This window comes from Acidithrix ferrooxidans (genome assembly GCF_000949295.1).
Lineage (GTDB): Bacteria > Actinomycetota > Acidimicrobiia > Acidimicrobiales > Acidimicrobiaceae > Acidithrix > Acidithrix ferrooxidans.
In genome coordinates, this window is the sequence record NZ_JXYS01000101.1 from 1 (window position 1) to 15,281 (window position 15,281).

Below are 15,281 nucleotides of genomic sequence, written 5' to 3' on the forward strand. Positions count from 1 at the left end.
AGTGACAGTCCAAGTTCCTTGACCGCTAGTCTAAGCCTAGCTCCGCCGTTATGAGCTTCCTCAATAAGTTCTACTTACAAGTAGGCGATCTGAAGGGGAGGTCATTCGACCTCTTTGTCCCCGACAGGTCGCCTGGGCTTTTCCTTAGCAACTCCAGCAATGTGTAAGTTTCTGCGAGTGCCTTTTCTTTTCTATTTAGCTCTGACTCGAACTTCTTTGATCTGACCTTCTCACTTGCTAGTGCAGATCTGTATTTGGATACCGCTTCACCAGTCTTGTCATTCGCCTTTGAACAGGTAATACGCCAGTCATTTAGCTCTTCTTTTAAGATTCCCTTTGTGCGAAGGTATTCTCCAAGTTGCAACTCAGACATTGTTGCAGTTGCAAGCACGGCTTGGAACTTAGCCTCTGAACTCCATAAACTGGCTGGAGTTCGCTTAGTTGGATCTTGGCGATCTATCTGGTCCTTTAATTCACGATTCCAGATGTAGATAGTTGTCTTTGGTATCTGGACTTGTTTAGCCAAATCGGCGATTGCACCTCTGGGTGCATTGGGATCTGACAACAGCTCCCTCAGCCTCTTGACAACAGCTTCTTTTTGATCCTTGGGATAAGGCTTCATCGTGTTCGATCAAAGTTCTCGCCCTGCATGGTTGGTATTCTATTCGAATAGATGCCAACTCCCTTGACACCTAGGGGTTACGATTACAAAATATGAACCGTACGACCATGCAACAAAGGCTTTATTGAAATAGATATTCGTCAACTCGCACTCCCCTAGAAGACTTTACCTCAATGTCACGTCAAGATATAGAGTCACCCCAGCTTCTTGGGCTAGATCTCGAGCAATCTTTGGTTTAGTGCGCTCGCTTCGCAGGCCAAGTAAATTCCATATTTGCACGTGGTCCACCATTTAATGGCAGATAAAACCTGACATATTCGACCACTTGGTCAAGATAAAAGTCGGGGTCTTAGGCAAAATCAGCATCAATACCCAAAGATCTTGAACCAATGGACAACTTGGATCTAAAGCCATCTTGAAATGGGGTTTCGGGTTCTCGGTGCCAGATAGGACAGCATTTAGCGATCCCGGCTTATGTGAACTCTCTTCATTTGCTAATTTCAAACAACCAAAACCTATATATCATGAACATTGAAACTAAATTTTAGACCTTAGCAATAGATAAGAAGACTTATTTAGGTAACAAATCACAACGTATTACAAGCTAAACGCAGGCAATGAAATGAAAAATATGTGATGAAAAATATGTGATGAAAATTGCAAGATTAATAATCATACTCTTAGATATAATGATACCATTTTGAAGCTTATTTTTAGTTTATATGGTACAAATCATAAAAATTGAAGGATCTCTCAAGGGCTTAAAGACGGTATTTGAGGGAAGCCGGGTGTATTATGATCTAATATAGTTTACTTTTTAGCTAATAGACTATCTCGCTCCTAGGGACGCCACGAGCCACCAAAATTCTACCTACCGAAGTCTCTATTTGACTTCTTGTGATTTGGCCCGCTGTGATTGCATAGACTATGGCAGCTCGAACTTCTGAGAATATCTGAGGTTGAGCACCCCCACCTCCGGCTACCATAACCATGTCAGCACCAGCCACAAGGGAGGCCACGGCGGCTTTGGCGATATCGGGTTGATAGGAATAGATGGCGCCAGCTTCCAAAGAGTCCGTCATGACAACCCCCTTAAAACCTAACTTTCCACGCAATAGATACTGCATAACCTTGGGACTCAAAGTGGATGGAACTCTAGCACTGAGCCCTGGGACACTTGCGTTGGTCACCATTACCCATTTCGCTCCGCTTGCAATGGCCGCTTCAAATGGCAATAATCCTCCAGCCTTCAACGATGCATAAGAACGAGTAGTGGCCGGAGCTAGATCGGTGTTCGCGTTAGCACCACCCAATCCAGGAAAATGTTTGATCACCCCATAGACTCCGCCGTCGGAGAGGCCCCTAAGAAATGCAAGACCATATGCCGATGCAATTTGTGGGTTAATAGAAAACGAACGGCTACCATCAGGATTTGTCGCCGATGGCCCAACTCTATTATCTAAATCTAGAACTGGAGCTAAGTCCATTCCGATACCAAGACTTGCCAGCGATATACCAACCTCCGAAGCTAGCCCTTCCACTTGCAAGAGTGTAAGCGACGATGCCATCTGCCTTGGAGAGACGACGTTTGTAACAAGATTGGTTAACCTCTGAACCGCTCCACCTTCGGAGTCGCTCATAAAGAGTGGAGGTAAAATACCTCCACCTAGCTTCGAAAGCGCTGCGATCTGCGCAGCTAAATTATTTGGTCCAACTCCTCCGAAGAGAACGATACCGCCCACGCCATCGACCACCGCACCTAAAGCACTCGTTAGATCGGTGGCTGATGCAGAAGAGATTAAAACCGTCGAGGCCAACTCGCCAAGGGGCACCTGATCGAGGTTGTAACTCACCGACGGACCAACCCTGTCTAATATGTCCAATTTGACTCTAGCTCGGTCACCAACAGGAATTGGTTTTACCCATGAGGCGACGGGGCTACCTTGGTGAGAGCCACCTTGCTTGTGCTCTACCTTCTGAGAGTTAGCCTTGGAAGGCGGCAGATTCGAGGATGCAATCCCACCAGAACAAGCGCTGACCATAATCGACAATAAGAATAGAAAGACGAAGCTAGGCTTTAAAAACAACGCTCGCGCTGGATTTCGCCGAGCAACGGCGATAATTCCATGGCTATTTTTTCTCATTGACTTACCCAGAGTCCACCCACTAGGGCAATTCTAGAGTGTCATTTCACATTGTCATCACTTGGGAGACGCCTAGCCCTGCGAAGTAGGTAATAGCCCAAAAAGGTAGCGCTTAGCTTCAGGTAAACACGTCAAAAAAAATAAGAAACTGGCGAAACTTTTTCATAACGCTGTCTCAAGTAACGCTGCTCAAATAACAAGGCATAGATCAAGTCCCAATTGACACTTGGGCTCACGCATATAGACCTTGGCTTCCGGGGAAGCAGCCTTGAGATCCAACTCGCAACTAAAACCACGCCTCGTGCTTGATAGTTATTCCTAGTTGGAGAAAGTTCCAGTCATCCTCTCAATGGCTCCACAGAGCGCGACTATTGTCTCGTCGATCGATCCGATCTCCTCCCCCTGTGGTCTGGCTGCCTCTAAACCCGAAAGGCTGATTGTACTAAAGACGATTATTGGATCTAGACCAAGTGTCCAGGGGTCAAATACCTCCATAACCTTAGAGCGCAATTTCGAAGCTATCTCTTTGGTTACCTTGGCCCACGGTCGATCATTGCGCCAAAGCTCGGCAAATAACAGTGCAGTAAAGGATGGGAAGTCATAGGAGGATCTAAAGATGACCTCCACAAATGATCTAACGTCACTAGAGGCTGAAATCGAATCGATATGACCAAGCAGGGTGGAGATACCTTCCAGAAGAAGGCTCTCCATCAGTTTCTCTTTTGATTTATAGCGGTAAAAGAGAGTTCCTTTTGCTATTCCGGCACGAAGCGCAATCTCCTCCATGGTGGTTCCCGAGTAGTCCTTAGCTCCAAAGAGCTCCACTGCTGCCTCGAAGATAGCCAAGGTCTTAGCGTCAAGTACACTCTTTGAAAGTGCCGCAACTTCTTGTCCCACGATCACGCCTCCCGGCTATAAATGTCATAGTAAATATTAGTCTTGGCGCTATTCAGACTCAATTGAGTCGTCATTCTCCGTATCAAGTGCAACAAGAGGCTTACCCCTAACAACCATGGCTGCAAAGATTATTAGCCCAGCTAAAAGGTAGGAAGATAGGACGATAAGATCTTTGAGACTCCCAGAACCGCCAAAGTAAACTACACGGCGTATTAGATCGAGACCAGCGCCATTTGGCAGGTATGGCCCGAAGGTTCGCCATGGATTACCCAACATAACATTTGGCCATGGTCCTCCAGCGCTAGGATTCCCAAGGACCACAAAGAGTACAATAATAACTCCAGTGCCAATTATTCCCCCTGCAGCCTGAAGACTTGCAGTGAAAACTCCTACGCCAAAAACTACCAAAGAACCGACCAGCGCAACCTCTAAATAGTTACCGCTTAGATAGCCCATAAGATTTTCAACTAAAAATGCCCCTATAAAACCAGATGCGAGAGAGTAGATCAAAAGCAGAAGCAAGCGATAAAGGCCCTTGGAAGCTGTATTGGGCGTCATACCGCCAAAGAGGCCCAATACAACTGCAAACAGATAGGCGCCGACGATTTGGCCGATCACTAGGTAAAATTCGACCAACCCATTGGAATTAGTGGCCCTTAGTGGAGCCACGTCGCTGACCGTCAACTTCAAATGCAAAGATGTGACAACAGCTCCAAAAGCCGTCGTCAACACTGGCACCACGCTAGGGCCTGCACCTGAGGCAACTAAGAGTTCACCGTTCGATGGACTGATAATAAGTGCACCACTTGTTTTGTCACTCTTTAGACGATCCGTAGCTATGTTCACATTTGATGCAACCTGCAATGACAACAGATTATTGGCAGCAAAATCGTGCACAATTGCCTTAGCCACCGCCGGTGGAGCCACAAGATCTACTTTAATATTTTTCGGGCTAGGCGAGTGCAATGCCCCTGCGTATGACGCTATAAAGCCCATCTGAACTAACAGAACTACGAGACCTAGCAGCCATAGAAGAATCTTTGGGGGTCTTTTTCCTTGAGCCATTCTCTGACCTTTCTTTTATAGTACTGACCAGTCAGTCTAATTCACAGAGGCGTTCCACCCACCAAACTTGGGGGTGAACTTTGTCACCTCATCGCATTGTCTAGGCGTTCAACTTAGGTTGCTAAAAGACGAATGGCTATCTGGCGACAATCTGCAATGGGACTAGGACATTTAGAGATCGCGGGATTGCCCAGTTTGCCAATCGCAAAGGCCCAATCGCAAAGGCCTGTTGCGCACACAATAGCACCAAGTGGTACCCCAAGACGATTCCAAGACAATCACTATAGGTTGTGGTCTTTGTTTCTACCGAGACCAACCATCCAAATCCCGAAAGATCAAACTAACTATCACCAAACCCGAAGGACTAACAATTATAAATAGCCGAGACCTCAGAAGATCTAAAGAGGTACGACTCGATCACAAATTGAATTACCGAAATTTAGTTCGTACCTAAACGATCCATCCTGGCGTGCACTTATCTCATTTTTACATTCGAATGTATTGGTGTTAGAGTCACGAACTGGCGGCAAGAACACAGAATTTAGACGGTGACATAACGGCATCGGCCAAAAAGCACGGGAAGGGATTTGACGCATCGAATGAAATTACGGGTTGGCGTTTCATTCGCTAGAAAAAATAAGAGATTAAGTACTATATCGGCGATAACTACCACAAAATCTAGGAGAACCAAATTCTGACTCTAACTTTTGTGAAGCTATAGATGTTACCAAAAACAAAGCGAGGTTAGGTTCGTGAAAGTAGCCATTCCCAACGAACAGAGTCCAAATGAGACCCGAGTGGCAGCGGTCCCCGATTCGGTTGTAAAGATGAAGGGCAAGCAACTCGATGTCGTAATTGAATCCAACGCAGGCCAAGGCGCCTTCATAAGCGATATTGCCTACCTAGATGCTGGAGCTAAGGTAGTCTCTACCTCACAAGAGCTCTATGAAGATTCGGATTTGATATTGCGAGTAGGGCCCCCTCAAGAGAGCGAAATTGAGATGATGCCCAAAGGGTCAATCTTACTTGGCCTCCTACAACCTGCGCATAACGGCCAGATAATAGCCAAATTAGCCTCAGTGGGAGTTAGCGCATTTTCGCTTGAGCTACTACCGAGAATAAGCAGAACTCAATCAATGGATGCACTGAGTTCTCAAGCAGCCCTAGCTGGATATCAATCGGTGATAACGGGAGCTAGTCGCCTTCCAAAGATTATGCCGATGCTCATGACAGCTGCTGGTACTTTAGTCCCAGCCCGTGTATTTGTTTTAGGTGCGGGTGTCGCCGGTCTCGGTGCTATCGCCACTGCCCGACGCCTAGGTGCAATTGTGGAGGCTTTTGACGTGCGACGAGCAGCCCGTGAAGAGGTCGAAAGTTTGGGTGCAAAATTCGTTGAACTTCCTCTTGAAGCAGCCGAAGGTGCAGGCGGATATGCGAGCGCCCAAAGCGAAGAGTACCTCGCAAAACAACGAGAACTCCTAACGACAAAGATTGCCAATGCCGATCTGGTTATAACAACTGCAGCCATTCCACTAGGTAGGGCCCCGATCCTCCTAACCAAATCGATGATCGACGAGATGCGAGCGGGATCGGTGATCGTGGACCTAGCAGCACAAAGCGGGGGCAATACCGAGCTAACCAAGGAAGGTGAAGATGTAACCTACCGAGGGATAACAATCATCGGAGAGTCCAATTTGGCTACCAAAGTACCAAGTCATGCCAGTCAAACTTACTCTCGCAACCTATTTAATGTCCTTTCATTACTGATAAGTGGCGATTCGGTCTCAGTAAATCTCGAGGACGAGATCCTAAGCGCAATGTGCCTTTGTCACGATGGGCAACTCCTATGGAAGCCAAAAGCATGAAGGTAGTAAAGTCTCTCCCACAAATCAATAAACCGCCAAACTTGCAAATGGAGTTCGAACTATGACAACCGCAACCCTTAACTTCTTGACCGTCTTTGTCTTAGCGGCATTCGTAGGAATCGAGGTCATCTCAAAGGTTCCAACAATTTTACATACGCCACTTATGTCAGGGAGTAACGCGATCCATGGAATCATCCTCGTTGGCGCAATTACCGTTACCGCTTCAACCACCGGCCTTCTCGGTGAAACTCTCGGCCTGGTAGCGGTTATTTTGGCCACCATAAATGTAGTAGGTGGATTCGTGGTAACTGATCGCATGCTCGAGATGTTTAAGACTCGCCGTCAGACCGAGGTCAAAAAGTGAGCGATATGAATCTCTTAGGGAGCGTAGATTTAATTTCGTCAAATACTTTGGCGCTCATCTACCTAATATCGGCCAGCCTCTTCATCTTGGGACTAAAGGGGCTCAGTTCGCCCAAAAGTGCCCGCCGTGGAAACTTCATCGCTGCATTTGGAATGATACTAGCAATTGCGGCAAGTCTTACCAAGATCCACCCAAATGGCAACCAGATAACCTTAATCGTCATAGGCGTCATTATTGGCAGCGTCATTGGAGGCTTCTCGGCACGCAAAGTAAAGATGACAGCAATGCCACAGATGGTGGCAGCATTCAATGGCGTTGGAGGAGGCGCGGCAGCTACTGTAGCGGTAATCGAATATCTAAGACTTAGCGTAGCCAATCGCAGCGTAGTCATAACTGCACTCTCAAGTATCCTCTCGGTTGCTATAGGCGGGATAAGCTTTTCGGGTTCAATCATCGCCTTCGCAAAGTTGCAAGAGATCCTGACCGGGGTACCAATCACCTATAAGGGAGAGCGCTTCATAAATGCAGCGGTCTTCCTGGCTATAGTTGTAATCGGTATCTACCTTATAGCCTTCGGAACCGGCTTGGCGATCCTTGGCGTGCTACTTCTACTTGCAATAATCCTTGGTGTTGCATTCGTACTTCCCATCGGTGGCGCCGACATGCCGGTAGTTATCTCCCTCTTGAACGCCTTTACGGGCCTTGCCGTCGCTGCTAGTGGATTTGTCCTAGGCAACACTGTTTTGATCGTTGGCGGCACCTTGGTCGGTGCTTCAGGCACCCTCTTGACAAAGATGATGTCGGATTCAATGGGGCGGTCAATTCGAAACGTATTGTTCGCCAGCGTCGGCAAAGTGATAGACCAGCCATCTGGCGCCTCGAATTCAACCACGGGCGGCACCTCCAGCGTCCGCACCGGAAATGCAGAGGATATTGGGGTTCTCTTGGCTTATTCCAAGAAGGTAATAGTCGTTCCCGGATACGGCTTAGCCGTCGCCCAAGCACAACATACAGTACGAGATCTTGCTCGGGCACTTGAGGCAAAGGGGGCTGAAGTTACCTATGCCATCCATCCAGTCGCAGGAAGAATGCCCGGGCATATGAACGTCCTACTTGCAGAGGCCGACGTCCCCTATGAGCAACTTCGCGAGATGGACGAGATCAACGACGAATTCAAAGACGCTGACGTGGTCCTTGTCGTTGGAGCTAACGACGTCGTAAATCCTGCTGCTCGGAACGAACCAAGTAGCCCGATCTATGGGATGCCGATACTCAATGCAGACGCTGCTAAGAACGTCGTCTTTTTGAAGAGATCGATGCGACCGGGTTTTGCTGGTGTTGACAACCCACTTCTATATGCCCCTAATACTATCATGCTCTTTGGAGATGCAAAAGACTCCTTGCTCGCCCTGCTCGCAAGCGTCAAGGCCTCATAGGGTAAAATTCCACCTTCCAAGTCCGCCGTTGGAAGCGCCTGCGGACTTGGAAATCAAAGGCCAACGAACTAAAACTAGCAAAGCCACTTAGCCCAAAACCACAAGTTGGTCTATTTTCTGACCACCCCTTCTCAATTCCGCCGATATCACCAAAGCCACCACGTCCAAGAACTTGCAATCCTTCTTTGGAGCCACGCATCTTCCGAGCCGAGACTGAATCCGCCCAACACCACAAATCGGATCTGAGTATTTTTCAACTTTCGACCAGGTGAATATTGAGACTTGCGAACAGGTGAACTTCTTAGCTAAGAATCCGTTTTCGAACTATCAATAACGATGGACCTCCACTAGGGGATGAGACCGCGCAAGGGTGCGTACCATCTTCGACTACCGCTCATAGTCCCCCACAACAAAGAAGGTCTTGGCAAATAAATCATTTATCGAAATTGACTCAGCGAATAAAAGCAAGTCACGTCAATCGCTAGCCGATTAGAGTTTGACACAAAAAGAGCAAAAAGATAAAGATCCCATGGCTTGGAAGCGAGAGCTACAAGCCATGGGATCTAGAGTCAAAATCTAAGTCGATCTCTCTCTTTAGTTATGGATTGGCGTTGAGGTCGAAGTGGCTAATTCAACGGGAAGGCTATGCAAGCCTCCGGCGGAATCCGAACACCAACTATCTCATTTCGCTCCCAGCGATCCTCAGAGAAGACACCGAGAAGGCGACGACCATGGCCAAGGTCAATCACATGGTCATATCCTCGGCCCCTAAAGGCCACATCCACTACCCTTCCTGGAAGCTCCCCGGCTCCAGAGGCGTTCGCTATAAGACGAATCGGAGCACTTCGAACTAGAAGTGTCACGTTTTGGCACTCCAGGCGATCAGATCCGCCACCGCGTGCATCTAGAATTCCAGCTGCCGTTTCGATCCGATAAATTCCGTTCTCAAACTCCTGAGTAACCCGTCCGGATAGCTCTCCCGCCACACCCGTAAATTGAGCGATAAATGGCGATGCCGGTGCTCGATAGATCTCCTCGGGCTTTCCAACTTGGACGAGCTCACCCTTATTCAAAACACCAACCACGTCAGCCAATGCAAATGCCTCACTTTGATCGTGTGTAATGTAAAGTGCACTAGCTCCCGCCTCGCGAGTAAGGTCGGCGATCTCAACTCGAAGTCGCTCGCGAAGATCTGCATCTAAGCTTGAGAGTGGCTCATCAAAGAGAATAACGTCAGGGGCTCCAACAAGCGCACGCGCCAAAGAGACTCGCTGCTGCTCTCCACCAGAGAGCGTAGAGGGAAAGCGGCTGGAATAGTGAGCAAGGCCAACTCTCTCCAGAAGATCCATCACTCGCTTTTGAGCCTCACTCTTATCCATGGAGGTTCTGCCTAGAGAAAATGCTACGTTGTCAAAGACGGTCATATGAGGCCATAGGGCAAAATCCTGAAAGACCATGGATAGATTACGACGATCTGGCGCCTTGTGGACCTTGGAGGAGCTTACAATCTCATCACCAAAACGAATCACCCCGGAATCGATATGCTCCAAACCACCAAGACATCGAAGCATGGTGGACTTTCCACTTCCCGATGGTCCAAGCAGAACTGTAAATTGACCTGGTTGGATCGTCATATTGATGTCACAAAGGGCTTTTTGTTCTCCGTAAAACTTCTCGACCGAGTCGAAGATAATCACAGGTGCCTTTGCTTTGATAAATCTATCAACCATTTAAAATCCAATCTCATAAGAACTAGGGGCTTGCAAGTTCAACGTCGCACCATTCCAATAGTTCTCCATCCAATCGGTGCAAGGAATCTAAAGAGACCCTGGACCAAAGCGATAACGCCTAAAACAATCAACATCTGAACCACCGAAAAGGCGGTAGCTGCAGCCAAGTGCGAGGCTTGAAAAGACGCCAAAATAGCAGTGGCCATAGTGCGAACCCCAGTTGGAGCGAGCATCTGAGAGGTTGGGAGCTCACCGAAGGTGGAAGCAAAGGTCAACAACCACGCCCACACCATGCTCTTAGCCAAGAGAGGAAGCACGCATTTGCGAAAGGCCCGAAAGGTACTTGCACCATGCATTCGCCCAGCTTCCATCAAAGAGCCATCCAATTGCGCCACAGGGCCCATCAAAAGACGGGAATTAGATGGCAGCGCTATCGCCAAGTAGCCAATACCTAAAAGGATCAAGGTTCCAAAGATATTAATGCCGAGGCTGATAGTAAGTGGTAGGTTGAAGACAAAGATAAAGCCGGCCGAAAGAACCAGAGCAGGCAGCGCCACAGAACCTACCAAGACTACGTCGGTCAACCGTCCAGTAAAACCAGGCTTGGGCGAGGTGAGAACCTTGGCAATAGCTAGACCGATGATCAAGGTCAGGCTTGCATTGATGGTAGCCATCTTCAGCGAGACCAAAATTGGCCCACCTAGAGATTGTCCCGAGAAGAGGGTCGTATATGCACTCAAAGTTAGATTAGACCAACTAAATGCGCTATATGGACGCAAAAGGGTCGAAATAACAGCCCCAAGCGCAGGTACCGCCAGAGTAAGTGAGAAGAATGCAACCATAAATGCGTTCAAACCAAAGCGGCGGACTCCGCTTGGATGGGCCCTCGTTCCAAAGGTTGACCTACCAGAGAGAACAGCAAAGTTACGCTTTCGAAGGACCCGGTTCTGAACGCTAAGAACAATACCAAGCACCAAAACTAAAAACCAACTTACCGCAGCGGCTTCTGGGAAGTTAGTAGGAAACGTTGCTATTGCTGCCATGATATTCGTAGTTGCAACAGGAATATTAGCATTAGCGGCGATGGTCGACGCAACACCAAAATCTCCTAGAGCTTCCGCAAAGACGATTATCAATGCACTAAATAGTGCGGGCAATATAATAGGTGCAACTGTTCTAAAGGTCTTTGACACTCCGGCTCCATGGATTCGCGCAGCCTCTTCGTACCTCCGTCCGAGTCCAGCAATAGCAGGAGCCATGGCAAAGTAGGCAAAAGGAACGCCGGAAAATCCGAGGATAAGGACAATTCCAAGTGGCCCCAAGAAGAGGTTTCGAAGGGCAGGAGAGACCAAACCTATCTGAGAAAATAGATTCCCAGACGCAAGAATCTCTTCCCAACCAACGGCAACTACATAGGTAGGAACTAACAGAACACCCCAGAGACCAGAGGGAATCCAACGGCCAATCCGAAGATCGGTACGCTGAGTTATCAACGCTAAGGCCCCCGAAAGAACCGTTGCAATCAAAGAGGCACCGATTCCAATAAGGATACTATTTCGCATTCCAGCCAATTCGTTGCCCGAGAGCGACTGACGGAAGGAGACAATTCCAAACCACGAGGCTCCTTGATCAAAGTGGCGAGGTGAGAACGCCAAGATCAAAAAGCTAACGGTTGGGATTATAGAGACAACTGCGAGGATGACCCAAAGCAGTGGCCGCGCAGAGTTCAGTGCGACCTTCTCAAAAGAGAGGCCGCTCAATAAACCCTTTGGGCGCGACGAGGGCGCATCATCGTTTGCCGATGCACCCCCGCCAGATGTTGATACGGTAGGAACGCTCTCTTTAAGCAACGTTAGTAGTGAACCAGGTATTGATCGAGGCCTCTAGAGGACCCCATTTGTATGGATTTGGGAAGCTAAATGGAATCGAAGAGGCCGCTGGCACATTAGAACGAGCTACGCTGCCTTGGATGATCGGGAAGAATTGCGAATCTCCCTGCGGATCTCCAGAGAGCATAACCTTTTGGCCTGCTGGGCTATAGACAAAATTCGCAAAAGCCTTCGCATCAGCGATCTCACCAGCCGATGCCTTGCCATCAATTGCCATTGTGCTCGGAAGCGCTGCCGAAGGATTTGGATAGTAAACCTTTATGTTAGGGTTCTTGAAAGCGCGTCCCAGTCCAGAAGTATTTTGACCGATTGCGATCTCTACTTTTCCAGCCAAAAGATCATCCGCGATACTATTGGACGAGACGTAAAAGCCATTGGCCTTCAACTTGGTCATAAATGCCTCGCCTTGACTTACGCCACCGAGGCTTTTGAAGAGACTTGCCAAGATTGGATAACTTGGACCATCCACTGCTGGATTGTTCATTCCAACTTTGCCCTTCCACTGCGGCGAAAGTAGATCTTGCCAGGTTTGAGGAGGTGTCTTTACAATTGCAGAGTTGTAGATAAATGCTCCTGCGGTAGTAAGACCCGTAGGGATGTAGCTCTTATCTGGCGGTACAAGTTTCTGACCAAGAGAGGTAAGGGTCCCAGTGGTTGGCTCAAAGTTTTTGAGAAGCATTCCCTGGAGATCGAGTGCAGCATATGGTGCATTCCCATCGGTCCAAGCCACGCCCCAGTGAGGATTATTCTTGGTTGCTTGAATCTCAGCCAATGTAGGTCCCGTGCTATTATCTGAGAGCTTGCAGACGATTCCAGTCGCCTTCTGAAATGCGGAACATTCTGCAGAGTCATAGCCTTCTGAGGAAAGCAGATAAAGCGGCGTCTTGGCTGCGGTGGAAGTTCCAGAGGTTGTGGCCGATGCTGATGATCCACAGGCGGCCAATGTCGTTCCAAAAAACATTGCAACTGTTATTGAACGTCTTAGTCTTGTTTGTCCTATTATTTTGGAAGCAAACTTTGGTGCTTGGTTCTTGTTTGTCATGACAGCCAAGCTATTTGGGCGCTTTAACGGATAGAGTAAACCGTCAACAAATCTACGACAAGCTTTAGCTAACAGTTAGTAAACAAATTCTTTGGATAAATTCAGGAAACTCTAAGTTTAAAAATACGAAAAATTATGAATCTATCGATACACAGACCAGATCTCTATGGGTTGGCCAACCTACCTAAAAGCTTTGTAAGACCGAAGGTCAAAGACTCGGTACAGGGCTCCTCCCAATCAATCGATCCACTATTGCTAGGGTGAATTTAGAGCCAAGGATTTAGATGTAAGAAACTATTGTGGCGCTCAAAAAACGATCGCACCTACCTAAAGGCGCATCGATACTGACTATTGCGATGCCATGGCCTGATTTTCCCTGACCAACTGGACCCATAGCGATGCATTTACTTTAGGTCGGTATGAATCTCATCCAAGTCGGGACTTGCAGGGCCATAGCAAAGTAGTCACGCCCTCATATGAATGCTCGGTCTCAAGGCTGGATCAAGCGAAAAGCTCCGGATTCGGCGATAGTTCCAACAATGGATATTTCACCGCTGTCACAGACAGTAGAACGCCAATCTCAACGGTGAAATAAGGCATAATTTTTAAGAACAAGGTCCCACTGGTACGCCTTTAAATATTTTGGATTACACATTTGACACTCTCGAGTACTCATGCTCTAAAGACGCCCTAGATCGCTAGCTTTTGAATATCCTCCGAAGTCTTAGCGACCAAAACCCCATCGTCAAAGCTCGAAATCATAGTCGGGTTCGTAGTAACTTTAGAGCCAGCAAAGTGCCCTATGAATTCAATCCATTCGTGAACAAAGGTATGCTCCCAACCAATTATGTGACCCGGCGCCCACCAATTTTCCATATAAGGATGGTGGGGCTCCGTTACAAGTATGTCCACAAAGCCGCCAAAGCCCTTATCCGTCAAAGCATCATAAAAGTAGAGCCTATTTAGATCTTCCAGATTCCATCGAATCGATCCAAGCGAGCCCGTGACTTCCAGGAAGAGAAAGTTTTTATAGCCGGTTGCAATTCGAGACGCCTCTAACGAAACGCTGGACCCAGGTCCCATTCCCAAGCAGACGAAGGCATCTTCGGAAGCTGTCTGGCTCTTAATCCTTGCGGTGCTACCGCTCTCAGCATTGTACGACAACAGGCCTGATGACAGAACTTCAAAGCCAGGAACAAATAGATGTGCTAAATCTATAACATGCGAGTAGTCGCCAACAGCCGATCCACCCAGCACATCGTCAAATCGCCACCCTTTTCGAGCTTCTTTGGAGATTGCCCAGCCTTGATTGTATATCCCGCGAAAAGAGCGTACCTCACCGAGTCGACCGGATCTATAAAGCTCGACTCCGAGGGTTATGGCCGGTACAAAACGATAGTTGTATCCCAGCGCCGAGAGACAACCTGATCTATTAGCTCTCTGCGCCAGCTGCTCGCACTCTCGGAGGCTCGGGGCGAGAGGCTTTTCGCACAAGACCGCTTTACCTGCCTCCAAAGCAGCTAAAACCATCTCGAAATGGTTTGAGGTGGGGCCAAGTATCGCAACTATATCAACTGCAGGATCGAAAACAACTTCCTCCCAGTGCCGCATTGGACGCTCAAATCCCAGTCGAGAAGCAACCCGAATTGTACTCTCATAGCGAAGACCGGCAATAGCATCACACTTCAACACAAAAGGCAAACACCCCAACTCTCCAATCGTCCTGATCGCATGAGCGTGAGCGCGCGCCATCCACCCCGAACCAACAAAACCAATACGGAGCGTCTTGTCCACTATTTCCACCTTAAATAGACTTCTATTCGCCCCGCCAATAGATCATTGATTGATTGACACAGGAGAGATATCCTGGGCTGCAATTCTAGCGACCTTGCTATCGAATGCCCAGTTCAATGGATCAGTTCAATGGATAAAAGGGAAAGATTGGAAGGTTTGAGCCACATGAAAGATTTAGGGCAAAGTTATCTAATAACCATGGGGGTAAGATCGAAGAATCAACCACCCTCTGAATCTCCCCGAAAGGGCTTTCGAAAACATCGATTGATCAACCTTTTAGCGATTAAATTGGATGTGGACGTATGAAGATATAGCTCTTCTAACGAACTTCTCGACAAAGGTCAACCTTAGCCAAAGATAACCTAAAAGGCCGCGATACCAAGTCAATTTATAGATTGTCAAAATAAATAGCGCACGCAGTTGGTATTAATCA

11 protein-coding genes are annotated in these 15,281 nt (G+C 47.9%); 3 read left to right on the forward strand and 8 right to left on the reverse strand.

Annotation, left to right across the window (positions count from 1 at the left end; translation table 11 throughout):
- Positions 1–70: 70 nt before the first annotated feature.
- From AXFE_RS14875 to AXFE_RS14895, 4 genes are all read right to left on the reverse strand, one after another.
- A complete protein-coding gene (locus tag AXFE_RS14875; protein WP_052606742.1) occupies positions 71–622 on the reverse strand; it encodes a hypothetical protein in 552 nt (183 codons plus the stop codon).
- 821 nt (positions 623–1,443) lie between these two features.
- A complete protein-coding gene (locus AXFE_RS14885; protein WP_052606744.1) occupies positions 1,444–2,766 on the reverse strand; it encodes a glycoside hydrolase family 3 N-terminal domain-containing protein in 1,323 nt (440 codons plus the stop codon).
- Between the two features lie 318 nt (positions 2,767–3,084).
- Positions 3,085–3,663 carry a TetR/AcrR family transcriptional regulator gene (locus AXFE_RS14890; protein WP_052606745.1) on the reverse strand — a complete coding sequence of 193 codons (579 nt, stop codon included), beginning with the start codon at positions 3,661–3,663 and terminating at the stop codon, positions 3,085–3,087.
- 48 nt (positions 3,664–3,711) lie between these two features.
- Positions 3,712–4,728, reverse strand: coding sequence for a hypothetical protein (locus tag AXFE_RS14895; RefSeq protein ID WP_052606746.1), 1,017 nt, complete (start codon positions 4,726–4,728; stop codon positions 3,712–3,714).
- A gap of 752 nt (positions 4,729–5,480) precedes the next feature.
- On the opposite strand from AXFE_RS14895, the gene AXFE_RS14905 reads away from it, so the two are divergent.
- The 3 genes from AXFE_RS14905 to AXFE_RS14915 all read left to right on the forward strand — a co-directional run bounded on the left by AXFE_RS14905 (position 5,481) and on the right by AXFE_RS14915 (position 8,393).
- On the forward strand, positions 5,481–6,593 hold the full coding sequence (locus tag AXFE_RS14905; protein ID WP_052606748.1) for a Re/Si-specific NAD(P)(+) transhydrogenase subunit alpha: 1,113 nt from the start codon (positions 5,481–5,483) through the stop codon (positions 6,591–6,593).
- Between the two features lie 61 nt (positions 6,594–6,654).
- A complete protein-coding gene (locus AXFE_RS14910) occupies positions 6,655–6,957 on the forward strand; it encodes an NAD(P) transhydrogenase subunit alpha (RefSeq protein WP_052606749.1) in 303 nt (100 codons plus the stop codon).
- A gap of 5 nt (positions 6,958–6,962) precedes the next feature.
- A complete protein-coding gene (locus AXFE_RS14915) occupies positions 6,963–8,393 on the forward strand; it encodes an NAD(P)(+) transhydrogenase (Re/Si-specific) subunit beta (RefSeq protein WP_152626137.1) in 1,431 nt (476 codons plus the stop codon).
- A gap of 626 nt (positions 8,394–9,019) precedes the next feature.
- On the opposite strand, the gene AXFE_RS14925 is transcribed toward AXFE_RS14915, so the two are convergent.
- The 4 genes from AXFE_RS14925 to AXFE_RS14940 form a co-directional block, all read right to left on the reverse strand.
- Positions 9,020–10,123 carry an ABC transporter ATP-binding protein gene (locus AXFE_RS14925; RefSeq protein ID WP_052606751.1) on the reverse strand — a complete coding sequence of 368 codons (1,104 nt, stop codon included), beginning with the start codon at positions 10,121–10,123 and terminating at the stop codon, positions 9,020–9,022.
- A gap of 38 nt (positions 10,124–10,161) precedes the next feature.
- Positions 10,162–11,973, reverse strand: a complete 1,812-nt coding sequence (locus tag AXFE_RS14930; RefSeq protein WP_052606752.1) for an ABC transporter permease — start codon at positions 11,971–11,973, stop codon at positions 10,162–10,164.
- On the reverse strand, positions 11,966–13,054 hold the full coding sequence (locus AXFE_RS14935) for an ABC transporter substrate-binding protein (RefSeq protein ID WP_152626134.1): 1,089 nt from the start codon (positions 13,052–13,054) through the stop codon (positions 11,966–11,968). Before AXFE_RS14935 ends, AXFE_RS14930 begins: the two co-directional genes overlap by 8 nt.
- A gap of 690 nt (positions 13,055–13,744) precedes the next feature.
- Positions 13,745–14,848, reverse strand: coding sequence for a Gfo/Idh/MocA family protein (locus tag AXFE_RS14940; protein WP_052606754.1), 1,104 nt, complete (start codon positions 14,846–14,848; stop codon positions 13,745–13,747).
- Between the last annotated feature and the right edge of the window lie 433 nt (positions 14,849–15,281).

Excerpts from the sequence above, each read along its gene's own strand:
- AXFE_RS14875 (WP_052606742.1), bottom strand. The coding sequence starts at position 622 with ATGAAGCCTTATCCCAAGGATCAAAAAGAAGCTGTTGTCAAGAGGCTG.
- AXFE_RS14885 (WP_052606744.1), bottom strand. The coding sequence starts at position 2,766 with ATGAGAAAAAATAGCCATGGAATTATCGCCGTTGCTCGGCGAAATCCA.
- AXFE_RS14895 (WP_052606746.1), bottom strand. The coding sequence starts at position 4,728 with ATGGCTCAAGGAAAAAGACCCCCAAAGATTCTTCTATGGCTGCTAGGT.
- AXFE_RS14910 (WP_052606749.1), top strand. The coding sequence starts at position 6,655 with ATGACAACCGCAACCCTTAACTTCTTGACCGTCTTTGTCTTAGCGGCA.
- AXFE_RS14915 (WP_152626137.1), top strand. The coding sequence starts at position 6,963 with ATGAATCTCTTAGGGAGCGTAGATTTAATTTCGTCAAATACTTTGGCG.
- AXFE_RS14925 (WP_052606751.1), bottom strand. The coding sequence starts at position 10,123 with ATGGTTGATAGATTTATCAAAGCAAAGGCACCTGTGATTATCTTCGAC.
- AXFE_RS14935 (WP_152626134.1), bottom strand. The coding sequence starts at position 13,054 with ATGACAAACAAGAACCAAGCACCAAAGTTTGCTTCCAAAATAATAGGA.